12 protein-coding genes, 1 tRNA gene and 2 pseudogenes are annotated in these 16,967 nt (G+C 69.0%); 12 read left to right on the top strand and 3 right to left on the bottom strand.

Annotated features, from left to right (window positions below):
• Window positions 1-145 precede the first annotated feature (145 nt).
• From tmk to AB0K36_RS14245, 4 genes are all read left to right on the top strand, one after another.
• Entirely contained in the window at window positions 146-3,265 is a 3,120-nt protein-coding gene (tmk, locus tag AB0K36_RS14260; RefSeq protein WP_364593021.1) for a dTMP kinase, read from the top strand.
• A 214-nt stretch (window positions 3,266-3,479) separates the two neighbouring features.
• On the top strand, window positions 3,480-4,685 hold the full coding sequence (locus AB0K36_RS14255; RefSeq protein ID WP_364593018.1) for a DNA polymerase III subunit delta': 1,206 nt from the start codon (window positions 3,480-3,482) through the stop codon (window positions 4,683-4,685).
• Window positions 4,686-4,790: 105 nt separating this feature from the next.
• Window positions 4,791-6,332 (top strand): alpha/beta hydrolase, encoded by a 1,542-nt coding sequence (locus AB0K36_RS14250; RefSeq protein WP_364593015.1) that lies wholly within the window; start codon window positions 4,791-4,793, stop codon window positions 6,330-6,332.
• A 117-nt stretch (window positions 6,333-6,449) separates the two neighbouring features.
• A tRNA-Thr gene (locus tag AB0K36_RS14245) sits at window positions 6,450-6,523 on the top strand.
• A gap of 94 nt (window positions 6,524-6,617) precedes the next feature.
• Here AB0K36_RS14245 and AB0K36_RS14240 read toward each other — a convergent pair.
• Window positions 6,618-7,034 carry a tyrosine-type recombinase/integrase gene (locus AB0K36_RS14240; protein ID WP_364593012.1) on the bottom strand — a complete coding sequence of 139 codons (417 nt, stop codon included), beginning with the start codon at window positions 7,032-7,034 and terminating at the stop codon, window positions 6,618-6,620.
• Window positions 7,035-7,481: 447 nt separating this feature from the next.
• Here AB0K36_RS14240 and AB0K36_RS14235 point away from each other — a divergent pair, with 447 nt between their 5' ends.
• From AB0K36_RS14235 to AB0K36_RS14210, 6 genes and pseudogenes are all read left to right on the top strand, one after another.
• Window positions 7,482-8,831, top strand: a complete 1,350-nt coding sequence (locus tag AB0K36_RS14235; protein WP_364593009.1) for a DNA cytosine methyltransferase — start codon at window positions 7,482-7,484, stop codon at window positions 8,829-8,831.
• Window positions 8,828-9,625 (top strand): very short patch repair endonuclease, encoded by a 798-nt coding sequence (locus AB0K36_RS14230; RefSeq protein ID WP_364593006.1) that lies wholly within the window; start codon window positions 8,828-8,830, stop codon window positions 9,623-9,625. The genes AB0K36_RS14235 and AB0K36_RS14230 overlap by 4 nt, the downstream gene beginning before the upstream one ends.
• A 433-nt stretch (window positions 9,626-10,058) precedes the next feature.
• A complete protein-coding gene (locus AB0K36_RS14225) occupies window positions 10,059-12,434 on the top strand; it encodes an ATP-binding protein (protein ID WP_364593003.1) in 2,376 nt (791 codons plus the stop codon).
• Complete coding sequence (locus AB0K36_RS14220) at window positions 12,431-14,107, top strand: DEAD/DEAH box helicase family protein (RefSeq protein ID WP_364593000.1); 1,677 nt, start codon at window positions 12,431-12,433, stop codon at window positions 14,105-14,107. The genes AB0K36_RS14225 and AB0K36_RS14220 overlap by 4 nt, the downstream gene beginning before the upstream one ends.
• On the top strand, window positions 14,104-14,703 hold the full coding sequence (locus AB0K36_RS14215) for a hypothetical protein (RefSeq protein ID WP_364592997.1): 600 nt from the start codon (window positions 14,104-14,106) through the stop codon (window positions 14,701-14,703). The genes AB0K36_RS14220 and AB0K36_RS14215 overlap by 4 nt, the downstream gene beginning before the upstream one ends.
• Window positions 14,696-14,824: pseudogene (locus tag AB0K36_RS14210) on the top strand (hypothetical protein); the annotation flags it as partial. The gene AB0K36_RS14215 and the pseudogene AB0K36_RS14210, both read left to right, overlap by 8 nt.
• On the opposite strand, the gene AB0K36_RS14205 reads toward AB0K36_RS14210, so the two are convergent.
• A complete protein-coding gene (locus tag AB0K36_RS14205) occupies window positions 14,771-15,217 on the bottom strand; it encodes a hypothetical protein (RefSeq protein WP_364593040.1) in 447 nt (148 codons plus the stop codon). The pseudogene AB0K36_RS14210 and the gene AB0K36_RS14205 overlap by 54 nt on opposite strands.
• Before the next feature lie 186 nt (window positions 15,218-15,403).
• On the opposite strand from AB0K36_RS14205, the gene AB0K36_RS14200 reads away from it, so the two are divergent.
• Window positions 15,404-16,084: a hypothetical protein gene (locus AB0K36_RS14200; RefSeq protein WP_364593037.1), complete on the top strand. Its 681-nt coding sequence runs from the start codon at window positions 15,404-15,406 to the stop codon at window positions 16,082-16,084.
• Between the two features lie 359 nt (window positions 16,085-16,443).
• Here the strand turns inward: AB0K36_RS14200 and AB0K36_RS34785 are convergent.
• Window positions 16,444-16,648: pseudogene (locus AB0K36_RS34785) on the bottom strand (tyrosine-type recombinase/integrase); the annotation flags it as partial.
• 89 nt (window positions 16,649-16,737) lie between these two features.
• On the opposite strand from AB0K36_RS34785, the gene AB0K36_RS14195 reads away from it, so the two are divergent.
• Window positions 16,738-16,959: a hypothetical protein gene (locus tag AB0K36_RS14195; RefSeq protein WP_364592994.1), complete on the top strand. Its 222-nt coding sequence runs from the start codon at window positions 16,738-16,740 to the stop codon at window positions 16,957-16,959.
• Window positions 16,960-16,967 lie beyond the last annotated feature (8 nt).

The raw sequence follows: 16,967 nt of genomic DNA, 5'->3' as shown, positions 1-16,967 counted from the left end.
GGGCGGTCTCCTCATGAGGAGACCGCCCCGCCGCACTCCGTGATCCCGCGCTCCGCGGCAGGGGAACTTCACACCCTTGCCACAAGAGCGCCCGTATGTTCGGACACCCCTCCGGGGAGCACCACGCTCCGGATAGGCTGGCCGAATGACGCGAGCCGAGCAGCCAGCCGAGCAGCAGGCGGTCATGAGCACCGCTTCACAGACTGCCTCCGACGCATCGGGTTCCGATGCACTTGCCACGGACTCACGTGAACGGGCCGTGCGCTCCCTGTTGCGCCACCCACCGTTGAGGCGGTTGTGGAACGCACAGGTCGTCGGCGGCATCGGGGACGCACTCGCAGTGCTCGTGCTCCTCCTGCTGTCGCTCCAGGCAGCGGTGGAGTCCGGTTCGTTCGGGAGCGGATACCGCGGGGCCGCCTTCGCGGTCGCCGCCGTGCTGGGCGCCCGGGTCCTGTCGACGCTCCTCTTCGGAGCCGTACTCCTCGGCCCGATGACCTCGCTCACGGCGCCCAGCGGCCCGTTCGACCGGCGCTGGACCATGATCGGGTCCGACGGGCTGCGTCTGGCGCTGCTCGTCGTCGCCCCGCTGTGGATCGACTGGACGCCCGACAACGCACTGGCGATCCTGCTCGTGACGGTCTTCCTCACCGGCGTCGCCGAGCGCTTCTGGACCGTCGCCCGCGAGGGCGCGGCACCCGCACTTCTGCCCGCGCCGCCGCCGGAGGGCGCGGCCGTACGGCCCCTGCCCGACCACCTCGAGTCGCTGCGCACCCTGTGGCTGCGCACGGCCTTCGCCGTCGTACCCGCCGCGGCCGCGGCCCTCCTGGTCGCCACGCTGATCGGCAACCTGCTGGGCACGGCCGTCGAATGGTTCTCCCAGCACCAGGCGGCCCTCGGCTCCTACCTCGCGGCCGGACTGTTCGCCGCGTCCGTCTCGACCCTGTACTTCGTGGAGCTGCCCGGCTCGCAGACACCCCGGCCGCGTTCGCCGCTGGAGGGTCTGCGGCGGCCGTCCAAGGGTGACGGGCCGGACAAGGGCCGCACCGGCGCCATACCGCTGTTCGTCCTGGCCTGCGCGTCCGTCACCGCGGCCATCGCCTCGGCCGCGGCGGTCGCCGTGCTGCACGCCGTCGACCTCGGTGGCGGCCCGGTGACCTTCTCCCTGCTGGTCCTCGCGCTGGTCGGCGGCACCGGTGCCGGCATCCGCGGGGCGGGCGCCGTCCTGCCCTCGCTGTCCCGCCGCAGGCTGCTCGCCCTCGCGCTCGCCGTGACCGGCGTCGCCCTGCTCGCGCTGGGCCTCGTGCCGGACACGGCGACCGGACTGTTCCTCGCCGCGGTCGCCGGCGTCTCCGCGGGCATCGCCGCGAACACCGGACACGCACTCGTCGACCAGGAGACCGAGGACTTCCGGCGGCCCAGGCTCGCCGGACATCTCCGGGCGGTCGTCCGCGTCGTCATCGGGCTGGCCGCGGTCGCCGCCCCGCTCCTCGCCGCCGCGATCGGACCGCACCGGCTGGCCGGCGGCGACTTCGTCTTCGCACACGGCGGGGCCGCGTTCACGCTCATGCTCGTCGGAGCACTGCTGCTGCCGGTGGCAGCCATCGTCCTCGCCAAGACGGACGACCGCTCCGGCGTGCCGCTGCGCCGCGACCTCCGCGACGCGCTGCGCGGCGGCGCCGACCCGGGGCAGGCCCCCGCGACGAGCGGATTCTTCATCGCCGTCGAAGGCGGTGACGGAGCCGGCAAGTCCACCCAGGTCGAGGCCCTCGCCGAATGGATCCGCGCCAAGGGGCACGAGGTGGTCGTCACCCGCGAGCCCGGTGCCACCCCGGTCGGCAAGCGGCTGCGCTCCATCCTGCTGGACGTCTCGAGCGCCGGTCTGTCCAACCGCGCGGAGGCGCTGCTGTACGCGGCCGACCGCGCCGAGCACGTCGACTCGGTGATCCGCCCGGCACTCGACCGCGGCGCGATCGTCATCTCCGACCGGTACATCGACTCCTCCGTGGCCTACCAGGGCGCCGGCCGTGACCTGTCCCCGACCGAGATCGCCAGGATCTCGCGGTGGGCGACGGACGGTCTCGTGCCCAACCTGACCGTGCTCCTCGACGTCTCGCCCGAGGCAGCGAGGGAACGCTTCACGGAGGCACCGGACCGGCTCGAGTCCGAGCCGGCGGAGTTCCACCAGCGGGTCCGCTCCGGCTTCCTGACCCTGGCCGCGGCCGACCCCGGCCGCTACCTGGTCGTCGACGCGGGACAGGAGCCCGGATCGGTCACCACGGTCGTGAGGCACCGGCTCGACCAGCTGCTGCCGCTGTCGGAGGCGGAGATCAAGGCCCGGGAGGACGCCCGCAAGGCGGCCGAGGAGGCAGCCCGCCGCAAGGCCGAGGAAGAGGCCGCGCGGAAGGCGGAGGAGGAGCGCCTCGAACGGGAGCGGCAGGAACAGCTCGCCAAGCTCCGGGCCGAGGAGGAGGAGCGCAAGCGCCGCGAGCTGGAGGAGGCGCGGCAGCGCGAGGCGGAGCGTCAGGCCGAGGAGGCCCGGCAGCGCGCGGAGGAAGCACGGCGCCGGGCCGAGGAGGAGCGGCAGCGCCGCGAGGCCGAGGAGCGGGCACGCCAGGCGGAGCAGGAACGACTGCGCAAGCAGGCGGAGGAAGAGGCCCGGCTGCGCAAGGAGGCGGAGGAACGCCGCCTCGAGAAGCAGCGCAAGGCCGAGGAGGCGCTGCTGCGGGCGGAGGAGGCACGCCGGGCGGCCGAGGCCGCCGCAGCCGCGGCCGCCGCCGCGTCGGCCGTGGAGACCACGGCGCCCACTCCGGTCGTGAAGCCGGACGAGGTCACGCAGGAGGTCCCGGTGCCCGGCGGTTCGCACGACGCCACAAGCGTGCTGCCGAAGGTCCCGGACGAGGCCGAGACGGCCATGCTGCCCAAGGTCCCCGACGATGCGGACACCACCATGCTGCCGCCGGTGCGGGACGCCCGTGCGGCGGACGAGACCGCTGTACTGCCTCCGGTGCGGGACGCCGGTCCTGCCGACCGTGTGCCGCCGGGCATCTTCCGTGACGAGCACGAGGAGCGCGGCGTCGGCGGCGGGAACGAACGCACCACGGAACTCCCTCAGGTGGATCCCACGGCGGAGCGCCCGCGCCGCCGCTCCGACTGGGCGGAGGAGACACCGCTCGACGACCTTCCGACGCTCGCGGACGAACTCCTCGGTCCGCGCGAGGACGACGAGAACGACGGCGGCCGCGGGCGCCGGGGGCGCCGCGGCTGACGGCCCGAACACCGCTGAAGAGGACCGGGCCCGGTGCCCGGTCCTCTTTCATTGCGGGACGGGACGGACGGGACGGACGGGACGGACGGGACCGGGAGACCGGCGGACCCGGCGGCGCACTCGCGGGACGGGGCGTGCGGGACGCCGGTGGACGGCGCTGTCGGCGCCCTCCGCCACAATGGGAGACCGCAGCAGGAAAGGTCGGTGACGGCACATGGCCGTATGGGACGACGTGGTCGGCCAGGAGCGCGTCCAGGAGCAGCTCTCCGCCGCCGCGCGCGACGCCGACGCGCACGTCACCGCCCACGCCGCGGGGGAGCCGGTGCCGCCCGCGTCGAAGATGACGCATGCCTGGCTGTTCACCGGACCACCTGGTTCCGGGCGCGTCACCGCGGCGCGTGCCTTCGCGGCGGCCCTGCAGTGCACCAGCCCTGACCGGGCCCTCGGCGGCACGCCGGGGTGCGGCTTCTGCGACGGCTGCCACACGGCCTTGATCGGCACGCATGCGGATGTGAGCTGGATCGCCGCCACGGGCACGCAGATCCTCGTCAGCGACATGCGGGACACCGTCCGTAAGTCGTTCACGGCGCCGGCGAACGGCCGCTGGCAGGTGATCCTCGTCGAGGACGCCGAGCGGCTGAACGAGAGGTCGGCCAACGCCGTGCTGAAGGCCGTCGAGGAGCCGGCGCCCCGCACCGTGTGGCTGCTGTGCGCGCCTTCCGTCGAGGACGTGCTGCCCACCATCCGCTCCCGGTGCCGTCACCTGACCCTGCGCACGCCGCCGGTGGCCGCTGTCGCCGACGTGCTGGTCAGAAGGGACGGCGTCGAACCGGAGCTCGCGGCGACCGCGGCCCGTGCCACGCAGGGGCACATCGGCCGCGCCCGTCGCCTGGCCACGGACGAACGGGCCCGGGCCCGCCGCAGCGCCGTTCTCAAGCTGCCCCTGCGGGTGGAGGACATCGGCGGTTGCCTGCGTGCCGCCCAGGAACTGGTCGACGCGGCCGCCGACGACGCCAAGCAGGTCGCCGAGGACACCGACGTCAAGGAGACCGAGGAGCTCAGGGCGGCGCTGGGCGCGTCGGAGGGCGGCCGGATGCCGCGCGGGACGGCCGGCCTGATGAAGGAGCTCGAGGACCTCCAGAAGCGCCGCAAGACCCGCACCCAGCGCGACAGCCTCGACCTGGCGCTGACGGACCTCACCGGCTTCTACCGGGACGTGCTCGCGTTGCAGATGGGTTCGCGGGTCGCCCTCGCCAACGACGATGTGCGCGACTCCCTCGACCGCATCGCCCGCAGTTCCACGCCTGAGGGCACGCTGCGCCGGATAGAGGCGATCGTCGCCTGCCGTGAGGCGCTCGAGCGCAACGTCGCGCCGCTGCTGGCGGTCGAGGCGATGACCGTCGCGCTGCGCGCGGGCTGAAGGCGTCCCCGACGGCGTCGGCACAGAGATCATCGTCCGGTTGACCGGCTCACCCGTGCGAGCCGGGACGGGCAACGGCTGCCTGCTGCCATTACGCTCCGTTGGATGGACACCAGGCGCCTGCTCCGCACGTTCGCCCTCCCGCTGGCCACGGTCGGCCTGCTCGTCTCCGGCTGCACCACCGGTGGCCCGTCCGTGAGCGAGCCCGAGGCGCCGGGGGCGGCCGGCAGGTCGGCGCCTTCCGCGGCCCTCGCGCCGTATTACGGGCAGAAGCTCGACTGGCGCGAATGCGGCGTGCCGAACTTCGAGTGCGCCACGATGAAGGCCCCGCTGGACTACGCCGAACCCGAGGGTGAAGCGATCAAGCTCGCCGTCTCCCGCGTCAAGGCGACCGGACCCGGCAAGCGGCTCGGCTCGCTGCTGGTCAACCCGGGCGGCCCCGGCGGCTCGGCCATCGGCTACCTCCAGGCGTACGCGGGCATCGGCTACCCGGCCCCGGTCCGCGCCCGGTACGACATGGTGGCCGTCGACCCGCGCGGCGTCGCCCGCAGCGAGCCCGTCGAATGTCTTACGGGCCCCGAGATGGACACGTACACCCAGGTCGACCAGACGCCCGACGACACCGCCGAGGCGGACAAGCTGGAGCAGGCCTACGAGAACTTCGCGGCGGGCTGCGAGAAGCGCTCCGGGAAGGTCCTGCCCCATGTCTCCACCACGGAGGCGGCCCGTGACATGGACGTCCTGCGTGCGGTGCTGGGTGACGAGAAGCTGAACTACGTCGGAGCGTCGTACGGCACCTTCCTCGGCGCGACCTACGCCGAGCTGTTCCCCGACCGGACCGGTCGGCTGGTCCTCGACGGGGCGATGGACCCGGCCCTGTCCGCCCGCGAGCTGAACCGCGACCAGACGGCCGGCTTCGAGACGGCGTTCAAGTCGTTCGCCGCAGACTGCGTCAAGCAGGCGGAGTGCCCCCTGGGCAAGACGTCCGTCGAGGACGCGACCGCCGGCCTCAAGGACTTCTTCGCGAAGCTCGACGCCTCTCCCGTGCCCACCGGCGAGGACCGAGACCTCACCGAGTCACTGGCGACCACCGGCGTGATCGCCGCGATGTACGACGACGGCGCGTGGCCCCAGCTGCGCTCCGCGCTCGCCGCCGCGCAGAACGGCGACGGCGCCCCGCTGCTGGCGATGGCCGACAGCTACTACGAGCGCGAGGCGGACGGTTCCTACGCGAACCTGATGTTCGCCAACGCGGCCGTGAACTGCCTCGACCTGCCGGCGGCCTTCAAGAGCCCCGACGCGGTTCGTGCCGCCGTCCCCGAGTTCGAGAAGGCGTCCCCGGTCTTCGGCCGCGGCTTCGCCTGGGCCGCCCTGAACTGCGGCCACTGGCCCGTCCCCGCGACCGGCAAGGCCCACCCCATCGAGGCGAAGGGAGCGGCTCCGATCGTGGTCGTCGGCACCACCCGCGACCCGGCGACCCCGTACAAGTGGGCCGAGAGCCTCGCGGGCCAGCTGTCGTCCGGCCGGCTCCTGACGTACGACGGCGACGGCCACACCGCGTACGGCCGGGGCAGCGACTGCGTCGACACGGCGATCAACGCCTACCTCATCGAGGGCAAGGCCCCGCAGGACGGCAAGCGCTGCTGAGGCCCTCGTCAGGGGCGCGCGGGAGGTGGTTCGGGGCACCCCGAAGAACCCTGTAGACTTGGCGCCGCTGCTGATGAGAGCGTGTCCTCGGCGAGGACGTGCATCTCCCGGCAGCTTGCCGCCTTAGCTCAGTTGGCCAGAGCAACGCACTCGTAATGCGTAGGTCTCGGGTTCGAATCCCGAAGGCGGCTCAGAGGTAAAACGGCAGGTCAGATGCCGTATGAGACAGGGCCCCACGGAGATCACTCCGGGGGCCCTGTGCGCATTTAGTACACCCTGCTTTGATCACCCAGGCGGGATGAGCGACGCATCCGTGAAAGCGAGTGCGACCTCCCGGCCGGCGTCGAGCGCGTCGGCGACCTCGTCCAGCCTGTCGGGGAGCAGATGCCCGTAGACGTTCAACGTCATCGACGCGCCCTTGTGGCCGAGGAGCAGCTGCACGACCTTCACGTCAGCATCGGCCGCGATTGCCAGGGACGCCGCGGTGTGCCGCAGTTTGTGCGGCGTGATCCCCATTCTCCCGAGACCCGCGTCGCGGACAGCGGGGTCGAACACCCGGTTCCAGAAGTTGTTGTAGCGGAGCGGGCCGCCCTCTGCCGCCGTGCACAGCAGGTCGTTCTGTCCCTTGCTGCGGGCCAGATCGCCCAGCTCGCCGGCGAACGACCGCGGCAGCGGCACAGACCGCTTCTCGTGGTTCCTCACCGGCCCAGGGCGAGCACGCCCTTCACGTCGGTGCAGTTCTGCACGATCCGTATCCGCCGCTGAGGGACCGACAGGCGCTCGGCCTTGATGGCCGACGCCTCCGCCCACCGGATGCCGCAGTAACCCAGCCAAGGATCAGCAGCCGGTATTCGCCGGCAGCCAGCACCAGGTGCCCGAGCTGGTCATACGTCAGACAGACGTCCTCGTCCTCGTCGTCCGGCTGCGGTAGGTCATGGTCGTGGCGGGGGCTCGTCGAGATCCGCCGCGAGCTGATCGCCGAGCGCTTTCGTGATGCTGAGGGTGAGGCTTCGGTGAAATGCCGACTCCTCCAGGCCCCTGCTGTCGCTGCAGCGCGTACGACGTCACACGCGTTTCTCCGGCACATGGGTCACAATGTCACTACTCCGCGGTATGGTTCTGGCTGCGCTGAACTGCTAGGAGTGAAAAATGCAACGGACGTCGGTAGAGCTCTTCGCGGGCGGTGGTGGGCTGGTCCAAGCCAGTACGAACACCGGCTTCCGACACCTGCTGCTGAACGAGTTCGCGAAGAGGGCGTGCGAGACGCTCGAGGGCAATCACTTCGACGCGTTTCCTGTGGACGTCGATTCCGATGTGCTGGCCAAGTGGCTGGACCAGATTGATAAGCAACGCGCGGAGGGCTTCGACGCTGCAGGCACCGTTGAGCGGCCCCACTACCCTCCCCTGGTCACCGGCGACGTCCGAAGGTTGGACATGAGCTTCCTCAGGGATCGCGATGTTGACCTTCTGGCCGGCGGGCCACCATGCCAGCCGTTCAGCCTTGGTGGAGTCGCGAAGGGCGACGAGGACGAGCGGAACATGTTTCCGGAGATGTTCCGGGCAGTTCGTGAGATCCATCCCAAGGCAGTCATCTGCGAGAACGTCCGAGGGCTCCTTCGTCCGTCCTTCAATCCCTACTTCGAGTACATCAAGCGCGAGCTTTCCCTGCCGTTCGTGAAGCGCCGAGAGGGTGCTACGTGGCAGGAGCACGACCACGCGTTGCGGGAGCGGCTCGCCGCGAAGGACACCGATCCGGCGGAGACATACGAGGTTACGCAACACGCCGTGAACGCCGCCGACTACGGGGTGCCGCAGATCCGCAACCGCGTGATCCTCCTGGCGTTCCGCGCCGACCTGGGCGTGGACCCGGAGCTGGTCAAGCGCGCTGTCGCGCGCACTCACTCCCATGCGGCCCTCGCGCGGACGATCCTCGAAGGCTCCTACTGGAACCGCCACGAGCAGGCAGGCGCCGAGATTCCGAAGCGCGTCATCGATCTGGTGACCTCGCGCTACGCGAATGAGCAGCTGTCGTTCGAGAGCGGGGATGGGGACCTCCAGCCTTGGCTCACCCTTCGAGACGCCGTAATGGGGCTCCCCAAGATCAACATCAGCATGCTGGACAAGACGACGGAACAGGGCGGATTCCCCGACCACGTCGGGTGGCCCGGAGCTCGGATCTACGACGGGCACACGCCCAACGAACTTGACCGGCCGGCCAAGACCGTCAAGGCCGGGGTGCACGGTGTACCCGGTGGCGAGTCGGTCATGCAGCTCGACAACCTGGTGCGCGACGAGAAGACCGGCCTATTGCGCCCCGAGCACCGGTACATGACCGTGCGCGAGGCCGCCAGGGTCATGACATTCGGCGATGGATGGAGCATGGCGGGCCCGCGGGGTGAACGCATGAGGCAGCTGGGCAACGCGGTTCCCGTGAAGCTGGGCGAGGTGTTCACCGGCGCCGTCGCGAAAGCCCTAGACGACGCGGAACGGCGCTCGTGAACGCCGCCGGCGAGTCCCGGCAAGTGGGCTGGAAGGACAAGCCGCCGCCCGAGAGGGCCTGGCGGGGGCGGCAGGGACGGACCAGGAAGGCGATCGTCGCCGAGCAGGATCGTGCCGCAGGTGGTCGCGAGGGCCGCTATGTCAAGCGTGAAAACGGCGACTACGCGCTGGCCTCGATCACGCTGAAGTTGTTGCCCAGGACCCGCCGGATTAGGGCCTATCTCCGCTGGTCGGAGAACGGGCGTTCACCCGCCCTGTATGTCGGAGAAGTGGAGCATGTGACGCGTGCGGCGAACCTTGAACAGGCTTGGCAGATCGCCAAGGACCGGGGAATGGTCGGAGAGCGTCCTCTCCCGGAAGGGTCGTGGGCATCGTCTCCTGCCGCGCGGTCATCGATGCGCGGGAACCGAGGCCGCGACACGACACCGGAACTCCGAATCCGCTCACTACTGCACCGCGAGGGTCTGCGCTACCGCGTATCGGCGCGGCCGCTTCCCGGAGTGCGGCGAACCGCCGACCTCGTCTTCACCCGCGCCCGTGTCGCCGTCTTCGTGGATGGGTGCTTCTGGCACGGGTGCCCCGATCACTGCCGTCCAGCACGCACGAACAGTGACTTCTGGCGCACCAAGATTGAAGGAAACCGAGCCAGGGACGTCCAGACCGACCAGGTCTTGGCGAGCGCGGGATGGCGATCCATCAGAATCTGGGAGCACGAAGATCCCGTAAAAGCGGCGGGCCGGGTCGCCGCCGCCGTTCGCGACTTTGCGGCGCGGGATGATCACAAAATTCCGTGATTCAGAGGCTCGTTGATGGCGTCGAAGGCCCAGCGCAGGACGATGCGCATGTCGCCCTCGCTGAACGCGAGCAGGCCGTCCCCCACCGTTGGCGCCGGCCAAGAGCCCCAACGATGGTTCGACGCGCCCGTTTTACGGGCACCCTGGGCGGGTTCACGGATTGCGGAAGGAGTCCCAACGGCCGCCGGCGTCTGCCATCAGCACTGCGGATTCCTCGGCGGACGTTGCGATCGCGACGGTTGGCGACCGGGTCTCGAGACCGCCCTAAACCGCTCAACTGGATAGAACGGCAGGGAACTTACCGCCGATTGTCATTGGTGCCCTCTACTCTCTTCATCACGCGTACGGCTCTACCTGAGCCGCGCGCCGAAGCGCTGCCCGCGGTAGGGCTTTCTTCGGCGCGCCCACGCGAGACGAGGACAGGGTTTCGTCCATGAAGATCACTCCTTCCGCGCGTGTGCTGCGCATGCTCGGTGAGATCGAGTTCGACGAGTGGCAGTGCATCGCCGAGCTGATCGACAACTCCTTCGACGACTTCACGGAGATCCATCGGTCCGGGACCCCCTGGGCGGGCGGGTATCGCGTCAGCGTCGAGCTCCCCGACTCTGCGCAGGGTCAGCTCGTGATCACCGACACCGGTCGCGGCATGACGTACGACCGGCTGGAACGGGCTGTACGGGCAGGCTGGTCGGGCAACGACATGCACGACAAACTCGGCCTCTTCGGCATGGGGTTCAACGTCTCGACGGCGCGGCTCGGCAAGCGCACGCGCGTCCTTACCACGCGCCAGGGCGACACCGAGTGGATCGGTGTGGAGATCGACCTCGACCGCATCGGAGACGACTTCGAGGCGGAGGACATCACGGAGCCGAAGGCCGATCCCAACGAGCACGGCACGCGTATCGTCATCAGCCGCCTGCATCCCACGCGCGCTCGGTGGCTGCAGAAGAACGGCTCGGCCCTGCGCAACATCCTGGGACAGGTCTACTCCTGGATGTTCCTGAACCGTCCTTTCGAGCTGTGGGTTGGCGGCTTCCAGGTGAAGCCTGTCCGGCACTGCCGTTGGGGAGACGACCGTTCGGTCCTCTACAACAACAAGGAGCGCATCCCTGCCTACATCGAGATCGACCAGAAGCTGGAGAACGGTCTCGCCTGTGGTGACTGCGGACAGTGGCAGCTCACTGATCGCGACGCCTGCGAGGACTGTGGGAGCGATCGGCTCACCGTTCGTGAGCGCCGAGTACACGGGTGGCTTGGCATCCAGCGCTACATGCACAAGCACGATTACGGAATCGACTTCCTGCGCAACGGCCGCAAGATCCTCCGCTGGGACAAGCAGCTGTTCACCTGGCGAAACCCTGACGGAGCGGTGGGCAACGAGGAGCCGGAGTATCCGGTGGACCTCGCCCACCAGGGCGGCCGCATCATCGGGGAGATCCACCTCGACCACGTCCCGGTGACGTACCAGAAGGACGCCTTCGAGTACGGCGACCGCAGCTGGCGCTCGGCGGTCGAGATCGTGAGAGGGGTCGCGCCGCTGCTGCCCCAGCGCGCGGCGAACCTTGAGTACGAGGAGAACACCAGCCCGCTCGCGCTCCTCTTCAAGGGATACCGTCGTAACGACGCCGGTCTGCGGTACCTGGTCCCGGGAGACGGCCGCAAGCCGATCCACGACGACACTCGTCGGTGGGGACACGAGTTCCACCGGGGCAACCCCGACTACCAGACCGATGAACGCTGGTGGCAGGCGGTCGAGGACCACGAGGCGACCAAGAGTAGGGGCAAGAACGCGAAGGCGGCCGCCGCCACCCCGGGAAAGCCCGACGAGGCGGCCGTTATGGAGGCGCTCGGTTTCGACGGTACGGAAAGCGGCAGTCCGAGTTCCCCTGCGACTGGTCGGGACGAGGCGAAGCCCGAAGCCCAGGCGCAGCTCCCAAAGGACGGCGGGTCCGCTCCTCCCGCGCAGGCCCTGGAGAGGCGTAAGGAGACGCGGCAGGAACGCGTCACGCGCTACACGGAGAACTCGACAACCTACCCGGCCCTGAGCCGCTCCTTCGGTCACCCGCGCGTCGGCTTCGTCGAGGTCGAGACACGTCGGCTCACGGTGGGAGGTCTGACCGATGAGAACCTCCACGCCACTCCCGTCCTGCTGGACCAGCGCGGCGGTAACGCCCTCGTGGCGTTCCTCGACCTCGATCATCCGATCTTCCAGCGGTTCGGAGCGGACCCGGCGGATCTCCTGCTCGCGGAGATCGCCGTGCTGCTCAGGGTGCAGACGAGTTCGGAGTGGAGCCACTCGGAGCTCATCGCGGCGATCCGGGCGGAGTCGCTGCCCGCCAGCGCTCTGGACGCCGAGATGATCAGTACTGAGGCCAAGGAACTGCTGGGTGAGGTCCGTCGCCGCATGGCGTCCGAGCTGGACCGTGCCGGCGAACCGGGGAAGGCGTTTCAGTTCCTCTCGCCCGATGAACTCACCCACACCGAGCACACCATGATCGCCAACGGCAAGGTCACCCGCACGACCGACCTCGGTGCGAGCGGTGAGTTTCTGCTGTACGTGCCCGCCCTTTTCCTGGTCCGTCTCGTCGAGTCTCTGCCATCGCTGTTCATGGACAACCGCGTCTTCCGGGGTGTCTACGAGGGTGTCGCCTCCGCGTCCGCGCGGCGGCTCAGCCTCGCGCGTACGGTCGGCTACCTCTCCGATGTCGCGACGCAGGCGACCTACGCCGGGGCCAGCCTTCCGGACCAGCTGCTGCGGACGAGGCTGAGCATTCGTCTGCTGGCCGACGACCTCGCGGAGGAGAAGTGAGCGTCGCCGTCTTCCTCTCGGCGGACGAGTTGTTGAGGGGAGGACCCGCAGGTCTCACGCATGCCGTCGAACGAGCCCTCTGGTACCTGGGCTTCAACGACGTACGCGTTATCGACGGCGCCGGCGACCAGGGCGCGGATCTCTTGGCGGTACGCGGTCGGGAGCAGTGGGTCTTCCAGTGCAAGTGGAAGACCGGAGGGAAGGTCGACCGGAGTGGAGTCGACGACCTTGAGCGTGCGCGTACGCGCTACCGCGCGGACAAGGCCATCCTGGTCACCAACACCGACATCAACGCGGCGGCTGAGGCCCGGCGCATGGCGCTCAACGGAGTCGGCGTGCCGATCACCGTCTGGCACGGCGCGACCTTGCGTTCGATCGGGGACCGCATGCCCGAGACCGTTCCCGCGAAGTACGCTCTGCGTCCGTACCAGGCCGAGGCGGCGGACGCCGTGGTTCGGGACCTCAACGTGAACCGCGCCGCGCTGCTCGTCCTCGCGACGGGGCTCGGCAAGACCGTGGTGGGTGGAGAGATCATCAGCCGCCACCTCAAGACCAATCCGGACGCCAGGATTCTCGTCGTCGCGCACATGAAGGACCTCGTCGCGCAGCTCGAGAAGGCGATGTGGCGGCACATCCCCAAGTACGTTCCCACGCGCCTGCTCACGGGAGAAAGCCGGCCCGAACGCCTCAACGGAGTCGTGGTCGGAACGGTTGAATCCGTTCTCGGTGCCGTACGTGTGGGCGGCTACCGACCTGACCTCATCATGATCGACGAGACGCATCACGTGGCTGAGACCGGCAGGTTTGCGGAATTGCTCGACCTGTGTGGGGATGCTGAGCAGTTCGGCGTGACAGCGACACCCTGGCGCGGCGACAAGTTCGACATCACCTCTCGCTTCGGGTACCCGAGCTTCAAGATGGGCATCGCGGAGGGCATGGCCGCCGGCTTCCTCTCCGCCGTCGACTACCGGCTGTACGTCGACAACGTCGACTGGAACGCCGTCCGGGACGCCAGCGTGCACGGGCAGTCCATCAAGGACCTCAACAAGTCCCTGTTCCTGCCGCAGCGGGACGAGGAGATCATCGAGCACTTCCGTGAGGCGTGGCGGACCACGACGGAACCGAGGGCCATCGTCTTCTGTCAGACCATCGAGCACGCCGAGCACATGGCCCGATTGTTCGCCTCGTCCGACGCGGCGTGGGCCAACGCGTCGTTCCTGCACAGCGCACTCCCGCGGCAGCGACGCCAGATCCTGCTGAACGAGTTCCGGCTTGGCCGGGTGCCGGTGATCACGTGTGTCGACGTTTTCAACGAGGGCGTCGACGTCCCGGACGTCAACCTCATCGCGTTCCTGCGGGTCACACACAGTCGGCGGATCTTCGTCCAGCAACTCGGCCGCGGACTCCGACTCAGCCCCGGCAAGGAGGCCCTGAGGGTCCTCGACTTCGTGACCGACATCCGCAGGGTGGCGGCGACCTTGGATCTCCGGCGATCGCTAGAGGCCCAGGAGAGCGAGCACCTGCGCGTCCGAATGCCGCACGCCTCCCGTATCCAATTCAGTGACGAGACCGTCGGATCGCTGATGGACCACTGGATCCAGGACGCGGCGGACCTTGAGACCAAGGCGGACGAGGTTCGCCTTCAGTTCCCTCTGACGACTGGAATCGAATGACCAAGTACGCGATCCCCTCGGACCTGGAAGAAGAAGTTGTGCGTCTCCTCTACAAGCGGGCGGCCGACTTCAACTGGACCTATCTCACGGACATCGAGCGCACCCGTCACTATCAGGCGTGGACCTCCGATCCCGAGGTGGGAGGACGGCTCCTCCCGTTTATCGGGAAACCGGAGAATATCCGGCCGTGGCTCAAGGACAGGCCCATGAAGGAGTACATCCGGGCGACTTACGGAGTGGGCAAGTGGGCTCCGCTCGTGGTCAAGCCGGCCACTCCGGTCAGCGCTCTCGTCGACAAGGCCCTCGGTCACGGCTGGAACGTCGACCTTGAGACGCTCGACATCAAGCCGCTCTGCGTGACGATTCGCCACGAGGACGACGAGGAGAGGGAGCAGCGCTTCGCCTGGGCGCCCATGCGCGACTTCAAGCATCTCGCGTGGGCGGCCATCGCGTCGCAGGCCGGCGGCGACGCTCTGCCGTGGGTCATCTGCACGGTGGACTCGTTCGTTCGGAAGATCACCCCGGAGCAGAGGGCGACCAACGAGCGGATCGCGAAGCGGCTCGGTCTGATCAGCGCACACGTCACCGATGGCTGAACGGGGCTCGGGGATGACGAGGGATGACGACTGGCTTCAAGCTGCTTTCAGTGCGCTTCCTGCCCGGTCACGTCGCATGATCGAGGATCGCGCAGACGGGAAGACCCTCGGAAGTATCGGGCAGGAGCATGAGGTGAGCCGCGAACGGGTCCGCCAGTTGCTCCTGAAGGCGCAGGAGCATCTCTGTGCCTTCGCCGACGCCTTCGTGGGTGACTGGCGTGGTCGGCTCACCACCCTCACCGAGCGCTCCGCCGTGCCCCAGTCCGAGGTGGCGGCGGTGTTGGGCGTACGTGACCAGGTGGGCGTGGGGACTCTTGTCGAAGCTGTCGGGGCTGAGCATCCATTGACGTGGGCTGGTCGTCTCCGCGGCTGGTGGACCCGCAGCCCCGGCGCCCTGGAGGTGCTGCTTCGGCGAGGAGTGGAGGAGGCTCCGCTGCGTGGGGAGGACGTAGCGGTGACCTTCGCGGCTGCCGGAGTACCGGACGAGGTTCCCTTGCTGGATCTGCTCGGACATCCGGATAGCCCTCTGGTGCCTGGCCTCGGGGGAACTTGGCTGCGTCGTCGCGCCCGCGGAAGGGACGCGGCCTACCTTTTCCTCCTGGCGAATGGCGAACCCTGCCGCGCTGAGGAGTTGCTGGCGCCGACTGGGATCAGGCGGAAGCCCGCCGTCGCTGAGGCTCTCAGGCGGGACGAGAGGTTCGTGCAGCTCCGTCTGGAGGGTAAGTGGGCGCTGGCCGAATGGCCTCACCTGAACGTCACTCCGTACCCGAACGCCATGGAGGCCTTCGTCGCTGTGCTGACCGAACTAGGGCCGCTGCCCAAGGACGCTCTCTTCGTGAAGGTCGGCGAGCGCTACCCGGTGACCCTGTGGCGCCTGCACCAATGCCTGCTGGACGACAGGGTGGGCATCACGGAGGATGGCTTGATCGAGTTGGTCGCGCGAGGTGCTACCCCGATCGAGGAAAGCGAGCCGGCACGGCCGGCGACGATGGCCGTCGATCCTGCGGGAAACGTCTTTGGCGTCCGGCTCACGGTGGACAAGGACATCCTTCGGGGTAGCGGCGTTGTCGTCAGCAGCTGGCTCACATGGCGGCTCGGAATGCGACAGGCCCCCATGGTCAGGACCTTCTCCATCGCCGGTCAGTCCGCCCCGATCGTCATCAAGCGGGCGACGAGCGCAGCCCAGATCTCCAGCCTGCGGGTATTGGTGAAGGAACACGGAATGGTGGGCGGCTGCGAATTCGTCCTCTTCCTCCGCACGGACGACTCGACGGCGCGCATCGAGCACGCTTGCACCCAACACGTTTGCCCCGCAGTGAGCGGGCCTGCCCGGACCGAGGTGGGACCGCCGGGCGGCTCCGCTGCTGATCCGTCGCTGTAGGGGCCGGTGAACCGACGAGGAATCTCGTGGGACAACGGGAGGAACGATGATGGCGGCCGCGCGGGCTGCGTTCTTCGTCACGGGAGCCCAGGCACGCGGGATCTGCTGTAACGGGCTGTCACGCGTCCAGCCGCGTGAGCGGTACGTGAGCGGACTTGATGGTATGGATTGGATCCGGCAGGCACGCCCCCGTCAGTCGCACTGAGCTGACCAGCGAAATCAGGTTCAGGCGGCATCATTCGCCACCCGTCGTCACGATCTTGCAGGCCCTCGTAGCGCGTAGGTCTCGGGTTCGAATCCCGAAGGCGGCTCATCCTGAAACCCCAGGTCGGAACTACTACGACCTGGGGTTTCCTTGTTCAGCGGATGCGGCGACGGCGGCGGGAGCGGGCCTCGCAGGTGTCGCGGGACGGCGGTCTCAGTTCTGGTCTCAGCAAGCCCGGATCGGGGGCAGGGGGAGCCGGTACGAAGCTCTCGCCCATGCGCCGCATCGCGTCCTTCGACAGTTGTGATCTGCCTTTCACGTGTCGCCGTGTCTGGGCTGATCCGGGTGTGCCGGAGGAGCGCGCCGACTGCTCGGACGCGTGCCAGTTCTGCCGCCCCGGCAGCAAGCTGGGGATGCTGTGACCCGCGGCCCGGCGCAGCATGGACAGATGAGCGCGCCGATCGTCGTGCACCGGCCGTCCCCGACCGGCGGCCGGCGGGTGACCGTGCGCCGGGGCGGGCGCGACGAGATCCTCGGCCTCGCCCATAGCGATCACGACCTGGTGGTGTTCCTCGAACATGCCGGGATCCTGGATCCGGCGCCGCTCCTCGACGATCCGGTGTGGGTGGAGTGGCGCGGCGGCCGGGCGCACCAGTGGGACGCGGCCTAGCTGGTTCA

This window comes from Streptomyces kurssanovii (assembly GCF_040677245.1).
GTDB lineage: Bacteria > Actinomycetota > Actinomycetes > Streptomycetales > Streptomycetaceae > Streptomyces > Streptomyces kurssanovii.
This window is presented reverse-complemented; position numbering and strand designations above follow the sequence as displayed.

What these genes read in the sequence shown, in the direction of transcription:
- AB0K36_RS14205 (WP_364593040.1), bottom strand. Translation starts at nt 15,217, where the DNA reads ATGTCCGAGCAGATCCAGCAAGGGAACCTCGTCCGGTACTCCGGCAGC.
- AB0K36_RS14215 (WP_364592997.1), top strand. Translation starts at nt 14,104, where the DNA reads ATGACCAAGTACGCGATCCCCTCGGACCTGGAAGAAGAAGTTGTGCGT.
- AB0K36_RS14250 (WP_364593015.1), top strand. Translation starts at nt 4,791, where the DNA reads ATGGACACCAGGCGCCTGCTCCGCACGTTCGCCCTCCCGCTGGCCACG.
- AB0K36_RS14235 (WP_364593009.1), top strand. Translation starts at nt 7,482, where the DNA reads ATGCAACGGACGTCGGTAGAGCTCTTCGCGGGCGGTGGTGGGCTGGTC.
- AB0K36_RS14225 (WP_364593003.1), top strand. Translation starts at nt 10,059, where the DNA reads ATGAAGATCACTCCTTCCGCGCGTGTGCTGCGCATGCTCGGTGAGATC.
- tmk (WP_364593021.1), top strand. Translation starts at nt 146, where the DNA reads ATGACGCGAGCCGAGCAGCCAGCCGAGCAGCAGGCGGTCATGAGCACC.
- AB0K36_RS14255 (WP_364593018.1), top strand. Translation starts at nt 3,480, where the DNA reads ATGGCCGTATGGGACGACGTGGTCGGCCAGGAGCGCGTCCAGGAGCAG.
- AB0K36_RS14195 (WP_364592994.1), top strand. Translation starts at nt 16,738, where the DNA reads ATGAGCGCGCCGATCGTCGTGCACCGGCCGTCCCCGACCGGCGGCCGG.